Raw genomic sequence first — 19,337 nt, 5'->3', positions numbered from 1 at the left:
AACCCCGGACTTGCTGTGGTCGCCCGACAGGGCGCTGCGGTAGACTCCGATCCCCCGTCCAGCCGCCCGTGATGCTTTCCCGATGCTCGAACAGTACGTCAAGAAGATCCTCACCTCCCGCGTCTACGACGTCGCCGTGGAAACCCCTCTGCAAGCCGCCGGGCAGCTGAGCAAGCGCCTGGGCAACAACGTGCTGCTCAAGCGCGAAGACCTGCAGCCGGTGTTTTCCTTCAAGATTCGCGGCGCCTACAACAAGCTGGCGCAACTGAGCGAGCAGGAGCGGGCCCGTGGCGTAGTCACCGCCTCGGCGGGCAACCATGCCCAGGGCCTGGCGTTGGCCGCACGGGAAATGGGCGTCAAGGCAACCATCGTGATGCCGCGCACCACACCGGAAATCAAGGTCGAGGGCGTGCGCTCGCGGGGCGGCAAGGTGGTGCTGCACGGTGATTCGTTCCCCGAGGCGCTGGCCTATTCGCTGAAACTGGTCGAGGAAAAGGGCTTCGTCTATATCCACCCCTACGACGACCCGCACACCATCGCCGGCCAGGGCACCGTGGCCATGGAAATCCTGCGCCAGCACCCGGGCCGCCTGGACGCGATCTTCGTGCCGGTCGGCGGCGGCGGGCTGATCGCCGGCATCGCCGCCTACGTCAAATACCTGCGCCCGGAAATCCGCGTGATCGGCGTCGAGCCGGACGACTCCAACTGCCTGCAGGCCGCCATGGCCGCCGGTGAGCGCGTGGTATTGCCGCAGGTCGGGCTGTTCGCCGACGGCGTGGCGGTGGCGCAGATCGGCCAGCACACCTTCGATATCTGCAAGGACCATGTCGACGAGGTGATCACCGTCAGCACCGACGAGATCTGTGCGGCGATCAAGGATATCTACGACGACACCCGCTCCATCACCGAGCCTGCCGGCGCCCTGGGCGTGGCCGGGATCAAGAAGTACGTGGAGCAGCGTGGCGTCAGCGGCCAGACCCTGGTGGCGATCGACTCCGGCGCAAACGTCAATTTCGACCGCCTGCGTCACGTGGCCGAGCGCGCCGAGCTGGGCGAGGGCCGCGAAGCCATCATCGCCGTGACCATTCCCGAGCAGCCGGGCAGCTTCAAGGCGTTCTGCGAAGCCATCGGCAAGCGCCAGATCACCGAATTCAACTACCGCTACCACGCGGACGGCGAAGCGCACATCTTCGTTGGCGTGCAGACCCACCCCGACACCGATCCGCGCAGCGCGCTGCTCCAGCACCTGAGCGAACAGGGTTTCCCGGTGCAGGACCTGACCGACAACGAACTGGCCAAGCTGCATATCCGTCATATGGTCGGCGGTCACGCGGCGCGGGTCAGCGACGAGCTGGTGCTGCGCTTCGAGTTCCCCGAGCGGCCGGGCGCGCTGTTCAACTTCCTCAACAAGCTGGGCGGGCGCTGGAACATCTCCATGTTCCACTACCGCAACCACGGCGCGGCGGATGGTCGCGTGGTGGCCGGGCTGCAAGTGCCGGAGGACGAGCGTCACCTGGTGCCAGCGGCCCTGGCCAAGATCGGCTACCCGTACTGGGACGAAACCGACAACCCGGCCTACCGGCTGTTCCTCGCCTGAACGGCTACGCTTTGAGCAACGCCTGAGGAGCTGATGCCATGGAACCGCTGATTAGCCTGAAGATCGCCCACGTGGCGGCCACCGTGTTGTTGCTGGGCAGTGCCCTGGGACTGGCGTGGTGGACGGTGCGGGCGCGACGGGCGGGGGATGCGGCGGTCTACGGGCGTCTGCTCTCGCGGCCGCTGGGGGTCGTCTGGTTGCTGATGGGCGTGTGCCTTGTGAGCATGCCGTTCACCGGCTGGTGGCTGGTGCACCTGGTGGGCTGGCCGCTGGGGCAGACCTGGGTGCTGGGCTCCAGCCTGCTCTATACCGTCGGCGCGCTGGCCTGGTTCTGGCTGGTGGCCCGCCTCAATCGTCTGCGAACCGCGCCGGGCGCGGGTAAACCGGGGTTTACCCTGGCCCTGGCGCTGTTCAGCGGCGTCTGTTTCATCGCCATCGCCGGCCTGATGGGGGCCAAGCCGGTCTGAGGCCGGTCAGCTGCGCAGGTCGAGGATCGGCCAGCCGCGTTTCTCGGCTTCGGCGCGCAGGTTCGGGTCGGGGTTGACCGCAACCGGGTGGTCAACCTCCTCCAGCAGCGGCAAGTCGTTCATCGAGTCGCTGTAGAAGTAGCTGCCTTCCAGATTCAGGTCATTCTCTTCCAGCCAGCGGCGCAGGCGGGTCACCTTGCCTTCGCGGAAGCACGGCACGTCGACGCTGCGACCGGTGTAGCGGCCTTCCACCAGCTCGCATTCGGTGGCCAGCAGGTGTTCCACGTCCAGGCGCTTGGCGATAGGGCCTGTGATAAAGCGGTTGGTAGCGGTGATGATCACCAGCTTGTCGCCTGCGTCACGGTGCTGCTTCAGCAAGGCCAGGGCCTTGGGCAGAATGATCGGCTCGACGCAGTCGCGCATGAAGTCGGCGTGCCATTCGTCGAGCTGGGCCATCTCGGTGGTGGCCAGGATTTCCAGGCTGAAGTTCAGGTAGGCCTGCAGGTCCAGCTTGCCGGCCAGGTAGTCCTGATAAAACGCATCGTTGCGGTTCTGGTACTCCACCGGGTCGAGGATGCCACGGGCGCACAGGTAGTCGCCCCACGCGTGGTCGCTGTCGCCGCCGAGGAGGGTGTTGTCCAGATCGAATAAAGCCAGGCGCATTGAAGAGTCACTCGCATAACATCTGAAAAGTCCCACAGAATACGGACTTTTCACAACGCTGCACATAAGGTATGGCCGGCGCGTTGCTGGCCTTGCTGGCTTTGTGGAACAATGCGGCGACATGCGTTTGCGAGGTTGCTGCCGTGATCGACCCCGATGGTTTTCGCCCCAATGTCGGGATCATTCTCACGAATGATCTTGGACAGGTGCTATGGGCTCGACGGATCAACCAGGATGCCTGGCAGTTTCCCCAGGGGGGCATCAACCCCGACGAGACGCCAGAAGATGCCTTGTACCGCGAGCTCAACGAAGAAGTAGGTCTGGAGCGGCAAGACGTTGAAATTCTTGCCTGCACCCGTGGCTGGTTGCGTTATCGTTTACCGCAACGCCTGGTCCGCACCCACAGCCAGCCGCTGTGCATCGGCCAGAAACAGAAGTGGTTCCTGCTGCGTCTGGTATCCAACGAGCAGCGGGTACGGATGGACTTGACCGGTAAACCGGAATTCGACGGCTGGCGTTGGGTCAGCTATTGGTATCCGCTGGGCCAGGTGGTGACATTCAAGCGCGAAGTGTACCGCCGCGCGCTCAAAGAGCTTGCCCCGCGCCTTCTGGCGCGCGACTGACGACGGAGTTCGACCCCGAGCCATGCTCAATACGCTGCGCAAGATCGTCCAGGAAGTTAACTCCGCCAAGGATCTCAAGACGGCGTTGGGGATCATTGTCTTGCGTGTCAAAGAGGCCATGGGCAGCCAGGTCTGCTCGGTCTATCTGCTCGACCCGGAAACCAACCGTTTCGTCCTGATGGCCACCGAGGGTCTGAACAAACGGTCCATCGGCAAGGTCAGCATGGCGCCGAACGAGGGCCTGGTCGGCCTGGTCGGCACCCGGGAAGAACCGCTGAACCTGGAAAACGCTGCCGACCACCCCCGTTATCGCTATTTCGCCGAGACCGGCGAAGAACGCTTCGCTTCTTTCCTTGGTGCGCCGATCATCCACCACCGCCGCGTGGTCGGGGTTCTGGTCATCCAGCAAAAGGAGCGTCGTCAGTTCGACGAGGGCGAAGAAGCCTTCCTCGTCACCATGAGCGCGCAGCTCGCCGGCGTTATCGCCCATGCCGAGGCCACCGGCTCGATCCGCGGCCTGGGTCGCCAGGGCAAGGGCATCCAGGAGGCCAAGTTCGTCGGCGTGCCGGGCTCGCCGGGTGCTGCGGTGGGTACCGCCGTGGTGATGCTGCCGCCAGCCGATCTGGATGTGGTGCCGGACAAGACCGTCACCGATATCGATGCCGAACTGAAACTCTTCAACAACGCCCTCGAAGGCGTGCGCAGCGACATGCGCACCCTCTCGGCCAAGCTCGCGACCCAGTTGCGGCCGGAAGAGCGGGCGTTGTTCGATGTCTACCTGATGATGCTCGACGACGCCGCGCTGGGCGGCGAGGTGGTCCAGGTCATCAAGACCGGCCAGTGGGCGCAGGGCGCCCTGCGCCAGGTGGTGGGCGAGCACGTCAACCGCTTCGAACTGATGGACGACGCCTACCTGCGCGAGCGTGCGTCCGATGTGAAGGACCTCGGCCGGCGTCTGCTGGCCTATCTGCAGGAGGCCCGCCAGCTCTCGCTGGTCTACCCCGACAACACCATCCTGGTCAGTGAAGAGCTGACCCCGGCCATGCTCGGCGAAGTGCCGGAAGGCAAGCTGGTCGGCCTGGTGTCGGTGCTGGGTTCGGGCAACTCCCATGTGGCGATCCTCGCCCGCGCCATGGGCATTCCCACGGTGATGGGCCTGGTCGATCTGCCGTATTCCAAGGTCGACGGCATCCAGATGATCGTCGACGGCTACAAGGGTGATGTCTACACCAACCCCAGCGAGGTGCTGCGCAAGCAGTACGCCGATGTGGTCGAGGAAGAGCGCCAGTTGGCCCAGGGCCTCGATGCCCTGCGCGAGCTTCCCTGCGAAACCACCGACGGCCATCGTATGCCGCTGTGGGTCAACACCGGCCTGCTGGCCGATGTGGCGCGGGCGCAACAGCGTGGCGCCGAGGGTGTCGGCCTGTACCGTACCGAAGTGCCGTTCATGATCAACCAGCGCTTCCCCAGCGAAAAGGAACAGCTGGCGATCTACCGCGAGCAACTGGCGGCGTTCCATCCGCTGCCGGTGACCATGCGCAGCCTGGATATCGGCGGTGACAAGGCGCTGTCCTACTTCCCGATCAAGGAAGACAACCCGTTCCTGGGCTGGCGCGGCATTCGCGTTACCCTCGACCATCCGGAAATCTTCCTGGTCCAGACCCGCGCCATGCTCAAGGCCAGCGAGGGCTTGAACAACCTGCGCATTCTCCTGCCGATGATCTCCGGCATCCACGAACTGGAAGAAGCCCTGCACCTGATCCACCGGGCCTGGGGCGAAGTGCGCGACGAAGGCACCGACGTACCCATGCCGCCAGTGGGCGTGATGGTGGAGATTCCGGCGGCGGTGTACCAGACCAAGGAACTGGCGCGGCAGGTGGACTTCCTGTCGGTCGGCTCCAACGACCTGACCCAGTACCTGCTGGCGGTGGACCGCAACAACCCGCGGGTCGCCGACCTCTACGACTACCTGCACCCGGCGGTGCTGCAGGCGCTGCAGCACGTCGTTACCGCGGCCCATGCCGAAGGCAAGCCGGTGAGTATCTGCGGCGAGATGGCCGGTGACCCGGCGGCGGCGGTGCTGCTGATGGCGATGGGCTTCGACAGCCTGTCGATGAACGCCACCAACCTGCCGAAAGTGAAATGGATGCTGCGCCAGATCAGCATGGGCAAGGCCAAGGAAATGCTGGCCCAGGCCATGGATATCGACAACCCGCAGGTTATCCACAGCACCTTGCAGCTGGCCCTGAAGAACCTGGGCCTGTCGCGGATGATCAACCCGGGGCCGACGCAGAATCTCTGAAGCATCCGATCAGTCAGGCATCGCGTTGTTCCTGCTGGCCTCATCGCCAGCAAGGCTGGCTCCCACAGGTATCGAGTCAGGCCTTGGTGCTGCGGCTGGCTCAAACTTTGTGGGAGCTGGCCTTGCCAGCGATGAGGCCCTGAGTCTTTCAGAGCACCCGTTCAACTTCTCCCAGGCGCCCGCCAAGCGGCCCGAAACTCCGCTCGACCAGCCTGCGCCTGCCATCCGCCTCGACGATCAGCACCGTACTCGCCCGCGTCCCATAGTTCTGGCTGGCAATGAACACGCTCGACAGCAGCCGCTCGGTCGCAAGACCCACGCCGGTGCTTGGCAGTTCGCTGTCCGCCGCCTGTGTGTTGTCGGCCAGTAGTGCAAAGAGCTGTTCCGGCTCTGGGTCGTCCAGTTGCTCCCGCAACCCCTCGCGGGCCTTGAGCAGCTTGGGCCATGGCGTATCCAGCGCGGCATTCGACAGGCCGTAGACCCCCGCCCCGAGCAGCTTCGGCACTGCGTCTGCGCCGTGCAGGTAACCCAGCCGCTGGCCGTCGCCCACCAGCAGGTTGAAGCCGGAATAGTGCTGCGCCTCGCTGGCCACCTTCTCCAGATAAGCCTCCACCGACAGCTCGCCACGCAGATAGCCCGCCACCAGTTCGCCCCGTGAGCGGGCACCCGGCGGCTGGCCGGGGTCGCGGATATTGGTCAGCGCGGCGAAGCGCCCGTTGGGGCCGACCCCCAGCCAGCTGCCGCCGGCTTCCAGGTCGCGTCCGGCATGCACGCCGGGCGCCTCGTCCCAAGGCGCCAGCGCCAGGGTCGGGCGGGCGTAGAACTCGTCACGGTTGGCCGCGACGATCAGCGGTCGGGCATGCCCCGGCCGCCAGGCGAAAACGATCAGGCACATCGTGGTTCCCGTCGATCTTGTCGGTAGTAGCGCCACTGTACCTCAGACGACCCTGACAAGGTCTTCATCCTCCATGAGTAGAGGCAAAGGCCCACCTTCCGTTACCATGCCGGACTGAATTTTCCGGGGGCGACAATGGAATTCGTGCTCTATCTGCTGCTGGGCGCCTGTGCGGGCGTGCTGGCCGGGCTGTTCGGCGTGGGGGGTGGCATCATCATCGTGCCGGTGCTGGTCTTCAGCTTCACCCTGCAAGGCTTCGATGCATCCGTCCTGACTCACCTGGCGGTGGGCACTTCGCTGGCGACCATCGTCTTCACCTCGATCAATGCTGTGCGCGAGCACCATCGCAAGGGCGCGGTGCAGTGGCCGATCTTTGCCTGGATGACCCTGGGCATCCTGATCGGCGCCGGAATCGGGGCCAAGACTGCCTCGCTGATCCAGGGCCCGCACCTGCAGAAGATCATCGGCACCTTCGCGCTGATCATCGCCGTGCAGATGGCCCTGGACCTCAAGCCCAAAGCCAGTCGCAGTGTTCCTGGCAAGGCTGGCTTGACCGCCGCCGGCGGCGTGGTCGGCTGGGCATCGGCGATCTTCGGCATCGGCGGCGGCTCGCTGACCGTGCCGTTCCTGACCTGGCGCAGCCTGCCGATGCAGCAGGCGGTCGCCACCTCGTCGGCCTGCGGGCTGCCGATTGCCCTGGTCAGCGCCCTGAGCTTCATGATCCTGGGCTGGCATGACGAGCACCTGCCGCCCCATAGCCTGGGCTTCGTGTACTTGCCGGCAATGATCGGCATTGCCGCGACCAGCATGTTCTTTGCCCGCTTCGGCGCACGCCTGGCGCACAGACTGTCGCCGCGCCTGCTCAAACGCCTGTTCGCCGCGCTGCTGTTCTGCGTCGGCCTGAGCTTTTTGCTTTAACGAGAGGAGTCACCATGCTGCCTTACCCGCAGATCGATCCCGTGGCACTGGCCATCGGGCCACTGAAAATCCATTGGTATGGCCTGATGTACCTGGTCGGCATCGGTGGTGCCTGGCTGCTGGCCTCGCGCCGGCTGAACCGCTTCGACCCGACCTGGAGCCGCGAAAAGCTCTCGGACCTGGTGTTCTGGCTGTCGATGGGCGTGATCGTCGGCGGACGGCTCGGCTACGTGCTGTTCTACGACCTGAGCGCCTACCTCGCCAACCCGACGCTGATCTTCGAGGTGTGGAAGGGCGGCATGTCGTTCCACGGCGGGTTCATCGGCGTGATGCTGGCGGCCTTGTGGTTCGGCAAACGCAATAACAAGTCGTTCTTCCAGCTGATGGATTTCGTCGCGCCGATGGTGCCGATCGGCCTGGGTGCCGGCCGCATCGGCAACTTCATCAACGCCGAGCTGTGGGGCAAGGCCACCGACGTACCGTGGGCCATGGTCTTCCCGCCGTTCAGCGACCCGGCGCAACTGCCGCGTCACCCGTCGCAGCTGTACCAGTTCGCCCTGGAAGGCGTGGCGCTGTTCCTGATCCTCTGGCTGTACTCGCGCAAGCCGCGGCCAACCATGGCGGTATCGGGGATGTTCGCGCTGTTCTACGGCATCTTCCGCTTCATCGTCGAGTTCGTCCGCGTGCCGGACGCCCAGCTCGGTTACCTCGCCTGGGGCTGGCTGACCATGGGTCAGATTCTCTGCGTCCCGATGATCGCCGGTGGCCTCGCCCTGATCTGGTGGGCCTATAATCGCAAGCCGACGGCCACACCCGCCGTCTGATTTTCCACGGCAGGGGCGATCCCCCTGCCGTCTTCGTTACAGGAACGCTATGAAACAGTATCTGGATCTGGTCCGCGACGTTATCGAGAACGGCACCCTGCAGGAAAACCGCACCGGCGTGCGCACCATCAGCCTGCCGGGTGCCATGCTGCGTTTCGATCTGCAGAAAGGCTTCCCGGCCATCACCACGCGCAAGCTGGCGTTCAAGTCGGCCATCGGCGAGATGGTCGGTTTCCTGCGTGGCGTGAAGAATGCCGCGCAGTTCCGCGAGCTGGGCTGCAAGGTCTGGGACCAGAACGCCAACGAAAACGCCCAGTGGCTGGCCAACCCGTTCCGCCAGGGGCCTGACGACCTCGGCGAGATCTATGGCGTGCAATGGCGCCAGTGGCCGGCCTACAAGCGCATTCCCCTGAGCAACCCTGCCGCCATCGAGCTGGCGCAGAGCCAGGGTTTCGCGAAGATTGCCGAGGCCGAGGAAGACGGCGAAGCCTTCGTCGTGCTGTACAAGGCCATTGACCAGATCCGCCAGTGCGTTGACACCATCGTCAAGGACCCGGGCAGCCGCCGCATCCTGTTCCACGGCTGGAACTGCGCCCAGCTCGACGAAATGGCCTTGCCGCCGTGCCACCTGCTGTACCAGTTCCACCCGAATGTCGAGACGAAGGAAATTTCCCTGACCCTCTACATCCGCTCCAACGACCTGGGCCTGGGCACGCCGTTCAACCTCACCGAAGGTGCTGCGTTGCTGTCGCTGGTGGGCCGCCTGACCGGCTACACACCGCGCTGGTTCACCTATTTCATCGGTGACGCCCACGTCTACGAAAACCACCTGGACATGCTCAACGAGCAACTGCGCCGCGAGCCGCTGGACGCGCCAAAGCTGGTGATCAGCGACCGCGTGCCGGAGTTTGCGAAGACGGGTGTTTACGAACCGGAGTGGCTGGAGAAGATCGAGCCGAGTGATTTCAGCCTGGAAGGGTACGAGCACCATCCGCCGATGACGGCGCCGATGGCGGTGTGATATTTGCCCGGGAGAGGTGCTCATCTGCCTTCCCTGGCTTCCAGTGCCAAGGCTTTATAGGGCTGCCTGGTGCCTCTGTGCTCCAGGCCGCTACAGGGTAGGGCCACTTCTGCAACTCGGGCCGAGAAGTACGTGTCAAACGGCACCCAGTCCTGAAACTCTTGAGGTGCGGCGCTCAGTGCCGAAAGCCGGCCAATCAGACCGCATATCCAGTCGGCGCACTGAAGGGTTTGAAACAGGTGGCTTTCGCCTTGCAGGGGTGGCTCTATCAACGTCCTGCATTTTTCCGAAGCGTCTTCGAACATGGCCAGCGTGCAGGCCTCGACGTTCTTTTCTCGCCACTCGTTACCGGCTTTCTGTTCATCCAGCATCAGGATGAAGGTGTCGCCATTTTCAGTACAGAACCGGTCAATCTTCCGCACGGACTGAAGCAACTGGCGTTGAAAGGTCTCGGTGGCATTGTGGATGTCGGGGTCTTTGGCTTTGTGCTCGCCGGTGTAGAAAATGAACCCGCCAATTCTTCTGATGTGGTTCAGCAGGCGAAATGTGGATCTGCGCAACTGCGCGTAGTTTGTTATGTTGCGTAGAGAATAGAGTTGAGAGCCCTTTTTCTCCCACTGGTAGGCCGGTAGCTTCTTCGGGTTGCTATTGGCGAGATCCCAGGCCAGGAGTTGGCACTTGAGTTTGTAGAAGTAGATCGCGAACTCTCGGATTTCCTGGGTTGGCAGGATGACGCCACCGAGTCCGAAAACCGGGCTGGTTTTGTAGGTGGGGTGGCTTCGGGCTATGTACTGCCCGACATGTCCAAACTCATCGAGATACGCGATGTAATGCGTCATGAAAACCTGTTCCCTGGCTCAAAAAACACGAAAGCCCGCGTGCTTTCGCACTGCGGGCCTCGGAAGGTAGGCACAAGAGTCAGCTCTCATGCGTTGAGGGCAATGCTATGGCGAGGCGGTACCTGCGTCAATCCCGCCTGTTCTGGTGGCGGCCAGTCCGGGAGATATGCTCAGGTTTCCCTGATTCCCGAAGCCCCGGGGAATGGGACTCGTTGAGGTCGTCGAGATGTAATCCTTCAATGGCCGTGGCTTCTTCCTACATGCGAATGCTCCGCCTCCGGCACTGAAACCGCCCCATTTACCTCCAGCCTCTCCAGAATCGCGCAGTGCTCGCCCTCGGCCCGGCAGCGCCGGCGTAGTTCCACCAGTTGCCTCTGCAACGCCATCAAGCCATCGATTCTTGCCTGGACATGCTCGATATGCTCGTCGATCAGCGCATTGACGCTCTCGCACTGGTCCTGCGGGCTGTCCCGTAGCCGCAGCAGGCTGCGGATTTCCTCGAGGGTCATGTCCAGCGTGCGGCAGTTGCGGATGAACGTCAGCCGCTCGGCATGGGCCTGGGTGTAGACCCGGTAGTTGCCTTCACTGCGCGCCGGTTCCGGCAGCAGGTTCTCCCGCTCGTAGTAACGGATCGTCTCCACCGCGCAATCGGTGGCCTTGGCCAGTTCGCCGATCTTCATGTGTAACATCCTCCACAGGGTGCTTGACCCTATAGTGGCTACAGGGTGTTCACTTGGCAACAGGACATTTAGGGACGAGCCCTCATGAATCAGCCTGTCAGCTACGATCCAAGCAAAAAGCCACACGATCACGACCATAGCCACCACGATCATTCCCATGAGCACGAACAAGGCTGCTGCGCGCCCAAGCCGGCTGCCCATGCCCATGGTCATGGCTGCTGCTCGGCTGCCGAGGCGCCCGCGCTGATTCAACTGCGCGAAAGCCCCAGCGCCGACGCCCGTCTCAGCCGTTTCCGCATCGAGGCCATGGACTGCCCGACCGAGCAGACGCTGATCCAGAACAAGCTGGGCAAGCTTGAGGGCATCGAGCAACTGGAATTCAACCTGATCAACCGCATCCTCGGCGTGCGTCACACCCTGGGCGACACCCAGGCGATCGAGCAGGCGATCGCCTCGCTCGGCATGCAGGCCGAGCCGCTGAGCGCCGATGCCCCGGACACGGCGCCGGCGCCGGCCCCGGCAAAGAAATCCTGGTGGCCGCTGGCGCTGTCCGGGGTTGCCGCGCTGGCCGCGGAAATCGTTCATTTCACCAGCGCTGCACCGGAATGGGTGGTGGCGGCACTGGCGCTGGTGGCGATCCTCGGCTGTGGCCTGGGCACCTACAAGAAGGGCTGGATCGCCCTGAAGAACCGCAACCTCAACATCAATGCGCTGATGAGCATCGCCGTGACCGGTGCCGTGCTGATCGGCCAGTGGCCGGAAGCGGCCATGGTAATGGTGCTGTTCACCCTCGCCGAAGTGATCGAGGCGCGTTCGCTGGACCGCGCGCGCAATGCCATCGGCGGGCTGATGCAACTGAGTCCGGACGTGGCGACCGTGCAGCAGGCCGATGGCCAGTGGCGTGAAGTCGAAGTCGCCCAGGTAGCCCTCGGTGCACGGGTGCGGGTACGGCCGGGCGAGCGGGTCGGGCTGGATGGCGAAGTCTTGAGCGGCCAGTCCACCATCGACCAGGCACCGATTACCGGTGAAAGCCTGCCGGTGGAAAAAGGCCCTGGCGACAAAGTGTTCGCCGGCACCATCAACCAGTCGGGCGAACTGGAGTTCCGTGTCACCGCCGCTGCGGGCCAGTCGACGCTGGCGCGGATCATCCACGCTGTCGAGGAAGCCCAGGGCGCTCGGGCGCCGACCCAGCGTTTCGTCGATCGCTTCTCGCGCATCTACACCCCGGCAGTGTTCGCGTTCGCCCTGGCAGTGGCGGTGATTCCGCCGCTGTTCATGGCCGGTGCCTGGTTCGACTGGATCTACCGTGCCCTGGTGCTGCTGGTCGTCGCCTGTCCGTGCGCATTGGTGATTTCCACGCCGGTGACCATCGTCAGCGGCCTCGCTGCGGCGGCGCGCAAAGGCATTCTGATCAAGGGCGGCGTGTACCTGGAAGGCGGGCGCAAGCTGGACTTCCTCGCCCTCGACAAGACCGGCACCCTGACCCACGGCAAGCCGGTGCAGACCGACATGCAGGTGCTCGACCCGCTGTTCGCCGACCGTGCCCAGCGCCTCGCCGCCAGCCTCGCCGCGCGCTCCGATCATCCAGTGTCCATGGCGATCGCGCGTTACGCGGCAGAACAGAGCCTGGCCCTCGACGCTGTGGATAACTTCCAGGCCCTGATGGGGCGTGGTGTCAGCGGTGATATCGACGGGGTCAGCTATCACCTGGGCAACCACCGCCTGGTGGAAGAACTGGGCTTGTGCTCGCCGCAACTGGAAGAACAACTCGACACCCTGGAGCGTCAGGGCAAGACTGTGGTTCTGCTGCTTGACCGCTCCGGCCCGCTGGCACTGTTCGCCGTGGCCGATACCGTCAAGCAGAGCAGCCGCGAGGCGATTGCCGAGCTGCATGAACTGGGCATCCGCACGGTCATGCTGACCGGCGACAACCCGCACACCGCCGATGCCATCGCTGCTCAGGTCGGTATCGACGAAGCCCGTGGCAATCTGCTGCCCGCCGACAAGCTAGCCGCCATCGAAGACCTCTACGCCAAGGGCCACCGGGTCGGCATGGTCGGCGACGGCATCAACGACGCGCCGGCGCTGGCCCGCGCCGAGATCGGCTTCGCCATGGCCGCCGCCGGCACCGACACCGCCATCGAGACCGCTGACGTGGCGCTGATGGATGATGACTTGCGCAAAATCCCGGCCTTCGTCAGGCTCTCGCGGCAAAGCGCGGCGATCCTGGTGCAGAACATCGTTCTGGCCCTGGGCATCAAGGCGATTTTCCTGGCGATCACCTTCGCAGGCCTCGCCACCATGTGGATGGCGGTGTTCGCCGACATGGGCGTGAGCCTGCTGGTGGTCTTCAACGGCCTGCGCCTGCTGAGAAAGTAAGAGGGTTTATGCTGAGTTCCGAGTTGAAGGCGTTCTACATGGTGGCCCGCCTGGGCAGCATCACCCTCGCCGCGAAGAAACTCGGGCTCAGCCAACCCACTGTCACCACTCAGATCCGCAACCTGGAGAGCAGCTACGGCGTCGAGCTGTTCCATCGCGGCGGCCGGCGCCTGGCCTTGAGCGAGGAGGGCGTGCGGCTGCTGCCGATGGTCAAGGGGCTGCTGCAGCAAGAGTCGGATATCGAGTTCTTCCTGCGCAACAGTGGTCTGGGGCAGGGCACTCTGCGGGTCGCAGCGACGGCGCCGTACTACATCCTCGACCTGGTGAAGATCTTCCGCGAACGCCTGCCGCAGGTGGAGGTGTCGGTGGAAATCGGCAACTCGCAGCAGGTGCTGGAGTGGCTGGAAGACTACCGGGTGGATGTGGCGGCGTCCTCGCAATTGCTGGAAGACACCCGGCTGATTCGCCGGGTGCTAGGCACCGACCCGCTGGTGCTGGCGGTGCACCGCAGCCATCCGCTCGCGACGCGGGCGTCGGTGCCGCTGGCGGCGCTGACCGGGCATTGCCTGCTGATGCGCGAACAGGGTTCGACCACCCGCAAGCTCACCGAGCAGATGCTCGAAGAGGCTGGGGTCAAGGTCGGGGCGTTGCTGGAGATCGGCAGCCGCGAGTCGATCCGCGAGGCGGTACTCAGGAACATCGGCATCAGCATCATCGCCCGGCATGAAGTGCCGCATAACCCGGAACTGCGGGTGATCAGCCTCGAAGGGGCGCCGGTGATGCACGAGTACCTGTATTGCCTGAAGGAGCGGCGCCAGGCGCGGTTGCCGGCGGCGTTCCTGGGGTTGGCGCAGGAAGTGTCGGCTATCGGCTCCTGACGTGAGGGCGCTTGCCAGCGATGAGGCCCGGAAGAGCACCAACAAAAATCTGCCAATACCACTATCACCAGCTTTTGCCTCGACGCCACAGAAGGTTCTTAAACCCTCCCTAGCATGACCCTCATCTGTACGGTGAGGTCCTGTCATGCACAACACGCTCGCAACTCCCGGCGCCCAATTGCGCGTTCGCGGTATCCACAAGCGCTTCGGCGCGTTCACGGCACTGAACGACGTCTCTCTCGATGTCGCCGCCGGCGAACTGGTCTGCCTGCTCGGCCCCTCCGGTTGTGGAAAGACCACGCTGCTGCGCTGCATTGCCGGGCTGGAACGCCAGGACCGCGGCGAGCTGAGCATCGGCGAGCGCGACATTTCCGACCTGCCGCCCCAGGCCCGTGACTACGGCATCCTGTTCCAGTCCTACGCGCTGTTCCCCAACCTCACCGTCGAAGCCAATATCGCCTACGGTCTGGCCGGCAGCGGCCGCAACGAGGTGCGCCAACGGGTCGGGCAGATGCTCGAACTGGTGGGCCTGAGCGGCAGCGAGAAGAAATATCCGGGCCAGCTCTCCGGCGGCCAGCAACAGCGCGTCGCCCTGGCCCGTGCCCTGGCGCCGGCGCCGTCGCTGCTGCTGCTCGACGAGCCGATGTCGGCCCTCGACGCCCGGGTCCGCGAGCACCTGTGCACCGAGCTGCGCCAACTGCAGCGCCAGCTCGGCATCACCACCCTGATGGTCACCCACAATCAGGACGAAGCCATGCTGATGGCCGACCGCATCGCCGTGATGAACAACGGCCAGGTCGAGCAGTACGCCATCGCCCAGGAAATCTATGACAAGCCGGCCACGCCCTTTGTCGCCGAGTTCATCGGCCAGGGCAACTGGCTGCCGTTCCAGCGCTGCAGCGACAGCCATGCCCAGGTCGGCGGCCTCAATCTGCGCCTGGCTCCCGGCGCCAAGGCCAACGGTAGCGGCCGCCTGTTCTGCCGGCCGGAGGCGATCAGCGTCAATCCCATCGTGCATGAAGAAAACCTGTTCCCGGCCCGTCTGCAAACCATCACCTTCCTCGGCAACCGTTGCCGCATGAGCTTCGAGCTGCACCAGTTGCCCGGCCACAGCCTGCTCGCCGAAGTGGCGCCGGAGGCCATGCCGCAACTGGGCTCCCAGGACATCTGGGTGGCCCTGCCGCCGCGCAGCCTCCAGGTGTTTGCCTGAGATGGCCGCGCCAATCGCCGTGCCGATCGCTCACGCGAAGGCCAAACCGCGCAGTGGTGTCGCGCTGGGCGACCGTCTGTTCGTGGTCGGCGGCAAATGGCTGCTGCTGATGTTCCTGGTGGTGTCGGTGCTGTTGCCGCTGCTGGCCATCTTCTGGCGTGGTTTCAGCGGCGAAGCCGGGCAGGGCGGTGGCCTGGCGGCGGCGCACGAACTGTTCGCCAGCGACAACTTCCACTGGCTGCTGGGCAACAGCCTGAAGGTATCGGTCAGCGTGGCGGCCATCGTTGTGCCGCTGGCCTACCTGTTCGCCTATGCCCTGCAACGCACGCTGATTCCGGGCAAGGCGGTATGGCGCGGGATTTCCCTGCTGCCGCTGCTGGCGCCGTCGATGCTGCCGGCCATCGCGCTGGTCTATCTGTTCGGCAACCAGGGGCTGTTGCGCGGTCTGCTCAGCGACAACATCTACGGCTTCTGGGGCATCGTTCTCGGCGAGGCGATCTACACCTTCCCCCATGCGCTGATGATTCTGCTGTCGGCCCTGTCGCTGGCCGATGCGCGGCTGTTCGACGCCGCTTCCAGCATGGGCGCCAGTTCCTGGCGGGCGTTCCACAGCATCACCTGGCCAGCCACGCGGCAGGCGGTGTTCGCCGCCTTCTGCCTGGTGTTCACCCTGACCATCACTGATTTCGGCGTGCCCGTGGTGGTGGGCGGTGACTATCAGGTGCTGGCGCTGGAAGCCTACAAGGCGGTGGTCGGCCAGCAGCAGTTCGGTCGCGGTGCGCTGATCGGCATGGTGTTGTTGATTCCGGCGCTGCTCAGCTTCGGTGTCGATGCCTGGTTGCGCCGTCGCCAGGGTGAAGCCATGAGCGGTCGGGCCCAGGTGTTCGAGCCGGCGGTGTCGCGGCGCCGTGATGCCTGCTTCCTCGCCATCGTGCTGCTGGTCTGCGCCATCCTGCTGCTGGTGGTGGGTATGGCGGTGTATTCGTCGCTGGTGAAGTTCTGGCCGTACAACCTGTCGCTGTCGCTCAAGCACTACCAGTTCGACGAAACCGCCGGCGGCGGCTGGCTGGCCTATCGCAACAGCCTGACCATGGCCCTGGGCACCGCGCTGATCGGCAGCGTGGCGATCTTCACCGGCGCCTACCTGATGGAGAAAACCAGCGGCCAACGCAGCCTCAACCTGGCGCTGCGCCTGCTCAGCTTCGTGCCGATGGCGGTGCCGGGGTTGGTGCTGGGCCTGGGCTACGTCTTCTTCTTCAACCTTCCGGGCAACCCGCTGCATGTGTTCTACGGGACCATGGCGCTGCTGGTGGTGTGCACCGTCGCCCACTACCTGACCACCGCGCAGATGACCGCCACCACCGCCCTGCGCCAGCTCGACGGCGAGTTCGAAGCCGCCGCGCTGTCGCTCAAGGCGCCGCTGTACCGGCACTTCATGCGCGTCACCGTGCCGATCTGCCTGCCGGCACTGCTGGACATCATCCGCTACCTGTTCGTCTCGGCGATGACCACGGTATCGGCGGCGATCTTCCTCTACAGCCCCGACACCATCCTCGCCGCCGTCGCCGTGCTGAACATGGATGACGCCGGCAACGTCGGCGGTGCTGCCGCGATGTCGACCCTGATCCTGCTGACCAGCGCGGCGGTATCGCTGCTGCTGGCCTGGGCCTCCCACGGCCTGCTCAACCGCTCCCAGGCCTGGCGCCAGCGCGCGCCGGCCCACTGATTGCGCCAACCCAACCTGACCAACGTCCCTTCAAAGGAACCGCATCATGTTCAAGCCACTTGCTCTTGCCGCTGCCGTCCTCTCTGCGTTCAGCCTGCAGGCCAGCGCCGCCCAGACCTCGCTGACGGTCTACACCGCGCTGGAAGCCGAACAGCTCAAGAGCTACAAGCAGGCGTTCGAAAAGGCCAACCCGGACATCGAGATCAAGTGGGTACGTGACTCCACCGGGATCATCACCGCCAAACTGCTCGCCGAGAAAGAGCGTCCGCAGGCCGACGCCGTATGGGGACTGGCCGCGTCCAGCCTGGCGATCCTCGACCAGCAAGGCCTGCTGCAAAGCTACGCGCCGAAGGACCTGGGCAAGATCGGCGCCAACTACCGCGACGCCGCCAACCCGCCAGCCTGGGTCGGCATGGACGTGTGGGCCGCGACCATCTGCTTCAACACCGTCGAAGCCGAGAAACAGGGGCTGAGCAAACCGGTGAGCTGGCAGGACCTGACCAAGCCCGAGTACAAGGGCAAGATCGTCATGCCCAACCCGGCCTCGTCCGGCACCGGCTTCCTCGATGTCAGCGCCTGGCTGCAGACCTTTGGCGAGCCGCAGGGCTGGGCCTACATGGACGCCCTGCACCAGAACATCGGCCAGTACGTCCACTCCGGCTCCAAGCCTTGCAAGCTGGCGGCCGCCGGTGAATTCCCGATCGGCATCTCCTTCGAGTACCCGGCCGTGCAGCTCAAGCGCCAGGGCGCGCCGCTGGACATCGTCCTGCCGAAGGAAGGCCTGGGCTGGGAGATCGAAGCCACCGCAGTGATCAAGGGCACCCCGCACGAAGAGGCGGCCAAGCGTCTGGCCGACTTCTCCGCCAGCCCGGCGGCGATGGAACTGTACAAGGAAAACTTCGCCGTGCTGGCCCAGCCAGGCATCGCCAAGCCGCAGACCGAACTGCCGGCGGACTACGAGCAGCGCCTGATCAAGAACGACTTTGGCTGGGCGTCGAAGCACCGCGACCAGATTCTGGCCGAGTGGCGCAAGCGCTATGACGGCAAGTCCGAGAAGGTTGCGCAGCAGTAACGGCCTCATCGCTGGCAAGCCAGCTCCCACAGGTCGAATCCATGCAGCCCTTGTGGGAGCTGGCTTGCCAGCGATGCTCTTGAAACCTGTCTCAACACAGGACCTGAAATGACCGATTTCCTGATTGTCGGCGCCGGCATCCTCGGCCTCTCCCACGCCTACGCCGCTGCCCGTCGTGGCCTGCGGGTCAAGGTGTTCGAGCGCAGCGCCACACCGCTGGGCGCCTCGGTACGCAATTTCGGCCAGGCGCTGGTCAGCGGCCAGCCTCCCGGCCCGATGCTCGACCTGGCCCGCGCCAGCCGCCCGCTCTGGGCCCATTGGGCGCAGCACGCCGGCTTCGCCCTCAAGCGCAACGGCTCGCTGCTGCTGGCCCGTACCGGGCAGGAGCGTGATCTGCTGGCCGCCTTCCTCGACCGTCGCGCGGTTGAGCACGACTACCCCGCACGGCTACTCGAAGGCGCCGAGCTGAACGCTCTCTACGATGGCCGCTTCAGCCACCACGCCGCTGCCTTGCACGGCCTTGACGACCAGCAGCTGTATTCCCGCGAAGCCCTGCCTGCGCTGGTCAACTGGCTGCGCGGACAAGGCGTGGAATTCCACTTTTCCACCCTGGTCCGCGACATCGAACCGGGCCGTCTGCACACCACCGCCGGCACCTTCAGCGGCGGGCAGATCGTGGTCTGCTCCGGACATGACTACCAGACCTTGCTGGCCGAGCCGATCGCCGCGCTCAAGCCACAGGTCTGCCGCCTGCAGATGCTCCGCGCCAGGCCGCGTTTCGCCCTGGACCTGCAGCACTCGCTGCTCACTGGCTTGAGCTGCCTGCACTACGGCGCCTATGCCGACCTGCCACAGGCCGTGGCCCTGCGTGAACATGTCCAGGCCCATACACCGCATTTACTGGAGCACGGTATTCACCTGCTGATCAGCCCCACGCCCTACGGCGAGTTGATCATCGGCGACTCCCACGCCTACGGCAGCGATGCCTCGCCGTTCAATGGCGAGCAGGTGGACAACTGGATGATCGAACTGGCCGAGCACACTCTCGGCGGGCGCATCGAGGTGGTCGAGCGCTGGCAGGGTGTTTATGGTTCGGGCGGGCCGGGGCGGCCGTTCTCGTTGTTGCCGGTGACAGAGGGCATCAGTGCGGCGCTGATGCATACCGGGGTTGGCATGAGTGTGGGACCGGCGCTGGCGGAGCGGCATGTGGCGCGGTTGTTGGGGGAGGCTTCGTGAGGCCTCC

Annotated in this window: 17 protein-coding genes; 13 read left to right on the top strand and 4 right to left on the bottom strand. The window is 64.7% G+C overall.

Going from position 1 to position 19,337, the window contains the following annotated elements; genetic code table 11:
• The first annotated feature begins 82 nt into the window (after positions 1-82).
• Together ilvA and AC05QJ_RS30775 are read left to right on the top strand one after the other, a co-directional pair.
• A complete protein-coding gene (gene ilvA / locus AC05QJ_RS30780) occupies positions 83-1,597 on the top strand; it encodes a threonine ammonia-lyase, biosynthetic (RefSeq protein ID WP_476744924.1) in 1,515 nt (504 codons plus the stop codon).
• A gap of 38 nt (positions 1,598-1,635) precedes the next feature.
• Positions 1,636-2,064: a DUF2269 family protein gene (locus AC05QJ_RS30775; protein WP_476744923.1), complete on the top strand. Its 429-nt coding sequence runs from the start codon at positions 1,636-1,638 to the stop codon at positions 2,062-2,064.
• A gap of 6 nt (positions 2,065-2,070) precedes the next feature.
• On the opposite strand, the gene AC05QJ_RS30770 is transcribed toward AC05QJ_RS30775, so the two are convergent.
• Positions 2,071-2,727 carry a histidinol-phosphatase gene (locus AC05QJ_RS30770; RefSeq protein WP_476744922.1) on the bottom strand — a complete coding sequence of 219 codons (657 nt, stop codon included), beginning with the start codon at positions 2,725-2,727 and terminating at the stop codon, positions 2,071-2,073.
• Positions 2,728-2,870: 143 nt separating this feature from the next.
• Here AC05QJ_RS30770 and AC05QJ_RS30765 point away from each other — a divergent pair, with 143 nt between their 5' ends.
• Both AC05QJ_RS30765 and ptsP read left to right on the top strand, forming a co-directional pair.
• Positions 2,871-3,350: an RNA pyrophosphohydrolase gene (locus tag AC05QJ_RS30765; RefSeq protein ID WP_009396722.1), complete on the top strand. Its 480-nt coding sequence runs from the start codon at positions 2,871-2,873 to the stop codon at positions 3,348-3,350.
• Positions 3,351-3,372: 22 nt separating this feature from the next.
• Complete coding sequence (gene ptsP / locus AC05QJ_RS30760) at positions 3,373-5,652, top strand: phosphoenolpyruvate--protein phosphotransferase (RefSeq protein ID WP_476744920.1); 2,280 nt, start codon at positions 3,373-3,375, stop codon at positions 5,650-5,652.
• A 148-nt stretch (positions 5,653-5,800) separates the two neighbouring features.
• Here ptsP and AC05QJ_RS30755 read toward each other — a convergent pair whose 3' ends face one another.
• On the bottom strand, positions 5,801-6,547 hold the full coding sequence (locus tag AC05QJ_RS30755; RefSeq protein ID WP_476744919.1) for an NRDE family protein: 747 nt from the start codon (positions 6,545-6,547) through the stop codon (positions 5,801-5,803).
• Between the two features lie 135 nt (positions 6,548-6,682).
• Between AC05QJ_RS30755 and AC05QJ_RS30750 the strand changes: the two genes are divergently transcribed.
• The 3 genes from AC05QJ_RS30750 to AC05QJ_RS30740 are packed head-to-tail and all read left to right on the top strand — an operon-like array spanning position 6,683 to position 9,310.
• Positions 6,683-7,465, top strand: coding sequence for a sulfite exporter TauE/SafE family protein (locus tag AC05QJ_RS30750; RefSeq protein WP_476744918.1), 783 nt, complete (start codon positions 6,683-6,685; stop codon positions 7,463-7,465).
• A gap of 14 nt (positions 7,466-7,479) precedes the next feature.
• A complete protein-coding gene (gene lgt, locus AC05QJ_RS30745; RefSeq protein ID WP_476744917.1) occupies positions 7,480-8,289 on the top strand; it encodes a prolipoprotein diacylglyceryl transferase in 810 nt (269 codons plus the stop codon).
• Positions 8,290-8,338: 49 nt separating this feature from the next.
• The gene (locus AC05QJ_RS30740) at positions 8,339-9,310 is read left to right on the top strand and encodes a thymidylate synthase (protein WP_476744916.1); all 972 of its coding nucleotides are present in this window, start codon (positions 8,339-8,341) and stop codon (positions 9,308-9,310) included.
• Positions 9,311-9,330: 20 nt separating this feature from the next.
• On the opposite strand, the gene AC05QJ_RS30735 is transcribed toward AC05QJ_RS30740, so the two are convergent.
• A complete protein-coding gene (locus AC05QJ_RS30735) occupies positions 9,331-10,149 on the bottom strand; it encodes a DUF3800 domain-containing protein (RefSeq protein WP_476744915.1) in 819 nt (272 codons plus the stop codon).
• Between the two features lie 236 nt (positions 10,150-10,385).
• Positions 10,386-10,829 (bottom strand): Cd(II)/Pb(II)-responsive transcriptional regulator, encoded by a 444-nt coding sequence (gene cadR, locus AC05QJ_RS30730; RefSeq protein WP_476744914.1) that lies wholly within the window; start codon positions 10,827-10,829, stop codon positions 10,386-10,388.
• A gap of 84 nt (positions 10,830-10,913) precedes the next feature.
• Between cadR and AC05QJ_RS30725 the strand changes: the two genes are divergently transcribed.
• The 6 genes from AC05QJ_RS30725 to AC05QJ_RS30700 all read left to right on the top strand — a co-directional run bounded on the left by AC05QJ_RS30725 (position 10,914) and on the right by AC05QJ_RS30700 (position 19,330).
• Entirely contained in the window at positions 10,914-13,208 is a 2,295-nt protein-coding gene (locus AC05QJ_RS30725) for a heavy metal translocating P-type ATPase (RefSeq protein ID WP_476744913.1), read from the top strand.
• A gap of 8 nt (positions 13,209-13,216) precedes the next feature.
• Positions 13,217-14,086: a LysR family transcriptional regulator gene (locus AC05QJ_RS30720; protein WP_476744912.1), complete on the top strand. Its 870-nt coding sequence runs from the start codon at positions 13,217-13,219 to the stop codon at positions 14,084-14,086.
• Positions 14,087-14,231: 145 nt separating this feature from the next.
• Positions 14,232-15,296, top strand: a complete 1,065-nt coding sequence (locus AC05QJ_RS30715) for a putative 2-aminoethylphosphonate ABC transporter ATP-binding protein (RefSeq protein ID WP_476744911.1) — start codon at positions 14,232-14,234, stop codon at positions 15,294-15,296.
• Position 15,297: 1 nt separating this feature from the next.
• Positions 15,298-17,022, top strand: a complete 1,725-nt coding sequence (locus AC05QJ_RS30710) for a putative 2-aminoethylphosphonate ABC transporter permease subunit (RefSeq protein ID WP_476744910.1) — start codon at positions 15,298-15,300, stop codon at positions 17,020-17,022.
• Positions 17,023-17,068: 46 nt separating this feature from the next.
• Positions 17,069-18,094, top strand: a complete 1,026-nt coding sequence (locus AC05QJ_RS30705; protein ID WP_476744909.1) for a putative 2-aminoethylphosphonate ABC transporter substrate-binding protein — start codon at positions 17,069-17,071, stop codon at positions 18,092-18,094.
• 108 nt (positions 18,095-18,202) lie between these two features.
• Positions 18,203-19,330 (top strand): TIGR03364 family FAD-dependent oxidoreductase, encoded by a 1,128-nt coding sequence (locus tag AC05QJ_RS30700; RefSeq protein ID WP_476744908.1) that lies wholly within the window; start codon positions 18,203-18,205, stop codon positions 19,328-19,330.
• Positions 19,331-19,337: the final 7 nt, after the last annotated feature.

This window comes from Pseudomonas sp. TUM25319 (assembly GCF_056388475.1).
The sequence above is the reverse complement of the archived record's forward strand: the minus strand, read 5'-3'. Positions and strand labels throughout refer to the sequence as shown.

Excerpts from the sequence above, each read along its gene's own strand:
- ilvA (WP_476744924.1), top strand. The coding sequence starts at position 83 with ATGCTCGAACAGTACGTCAAGAAGATCCTCACCTCCCGCGTCTACGAC.
- AC05QJ_RS30775 (WP_476744923.1), top strand. The coding sequence starts at position 1,636 with ATGGAACCGCTGATTAGCCTGAAGATCGCCCACGTGGCGGCCACCGTG.
- AC05QJ_RS30770 (WP_476744922.1), bottom strand. The coding sequence starts at position 2,727 with ATGCGCCTGGCTTTATTCGATCTGGACAACACCCTCCTCGGCGGCGAC.
- ptsP (WP_476744920.1), top strand. The coding sequence starts at position 3,373 with ATGCTCAATACGCTGCGCAAGATCGTCCAGGAAGTTAACTCCGCCAAG.
- AC05QJ_RS30755 (WP_476744919.1), bottom strand. The coding sequence starts at position 6,547 with ATGTGCCTGATCGTTTTCGCCTGGCGGCCGGGGCATGCCCGACCGCTG.
- AC05QJ_RS30750 (WP_476744918.1), top strand. The coding sequence starts at position 6,683 with ATGGAATTCGTGCTCTATCTGCTGCTGGGCGCCTGTGCGGGCGTGCTG.
- lgt (WP_476744917.1), top strand. The coding sequence starts at position 7,480 with ATGCTGCCTTACCCGCAGATCGATCCCGTGGCACTGGCCATCGGGCCA.
- AC05QJ_RS30740 (WP_476744916.1), top strand. The coding sequence starts at position 8,339 with ATGAAACAGTATCTGGATCTGGTCCGCGACGTTATCGAGAACGGCACC.
- AC05QJ_RS30735 (WP_476744915.1), bottom strand. The coding sequence starts at position 10,149 with ATGACGCATTACATCGCGTATCTCGATGAGTTTGGACATGTCGGGCAG.
- cadR (WP_476744914.1), bottom strand. The coding sequence starts at position 10,829 with ATGAAGATCGGCGAACTGGCCAAGGCCACCGATTGCGCGGTGGAGACG.
- AC05QJ_RS30725 (WP_476744913.1), top strand. The coding sequence starts at position 10,914 with ATGAATCAGCCTGTCAGCTACGATCCAAGCAAAAAGCCACACGATCAC.
- AC05QJ_RS30720 (WP_476744912.1), top strand. The coding sequence starts at position 13,217 with ATGCTGAGTTCCGAGTTGAAGGCGTTCTACATGGTGGCCCGCCTGGGC.
- AC05QJ_RS30715 (WP_476744911.1), top strand. The coding sequence starts at position 14,232 with ATGCACAACACGCTCGCAACTCCCGGCGCCCAATTGCGCGTTCGCGGT.
- AC05QJ_RS30710 (WP_476744910.1), top strand. The coding sequence starts at position 15,298 with ATGGCCGCGCCAATCGCCGTGCCGATCGCTCACGCGAAGGCCAAACCG.
- AC05QJ_RS30705 (WP_476744909.1), top strand. The coding sequence starts at position 17,069 with ATGTTCAAGCCACTTGCTCTTGCCGCTGCCGTCCTCTCTGCGTTCAGC.
- AC05QJ_RS30700 (WP_476744908.1), top strand. The coding sequence starts at position 18,203 with ATGACCGATTTCCTGATTGTCGGCGCCGGCATCCTCGGCCTCTCCCAC.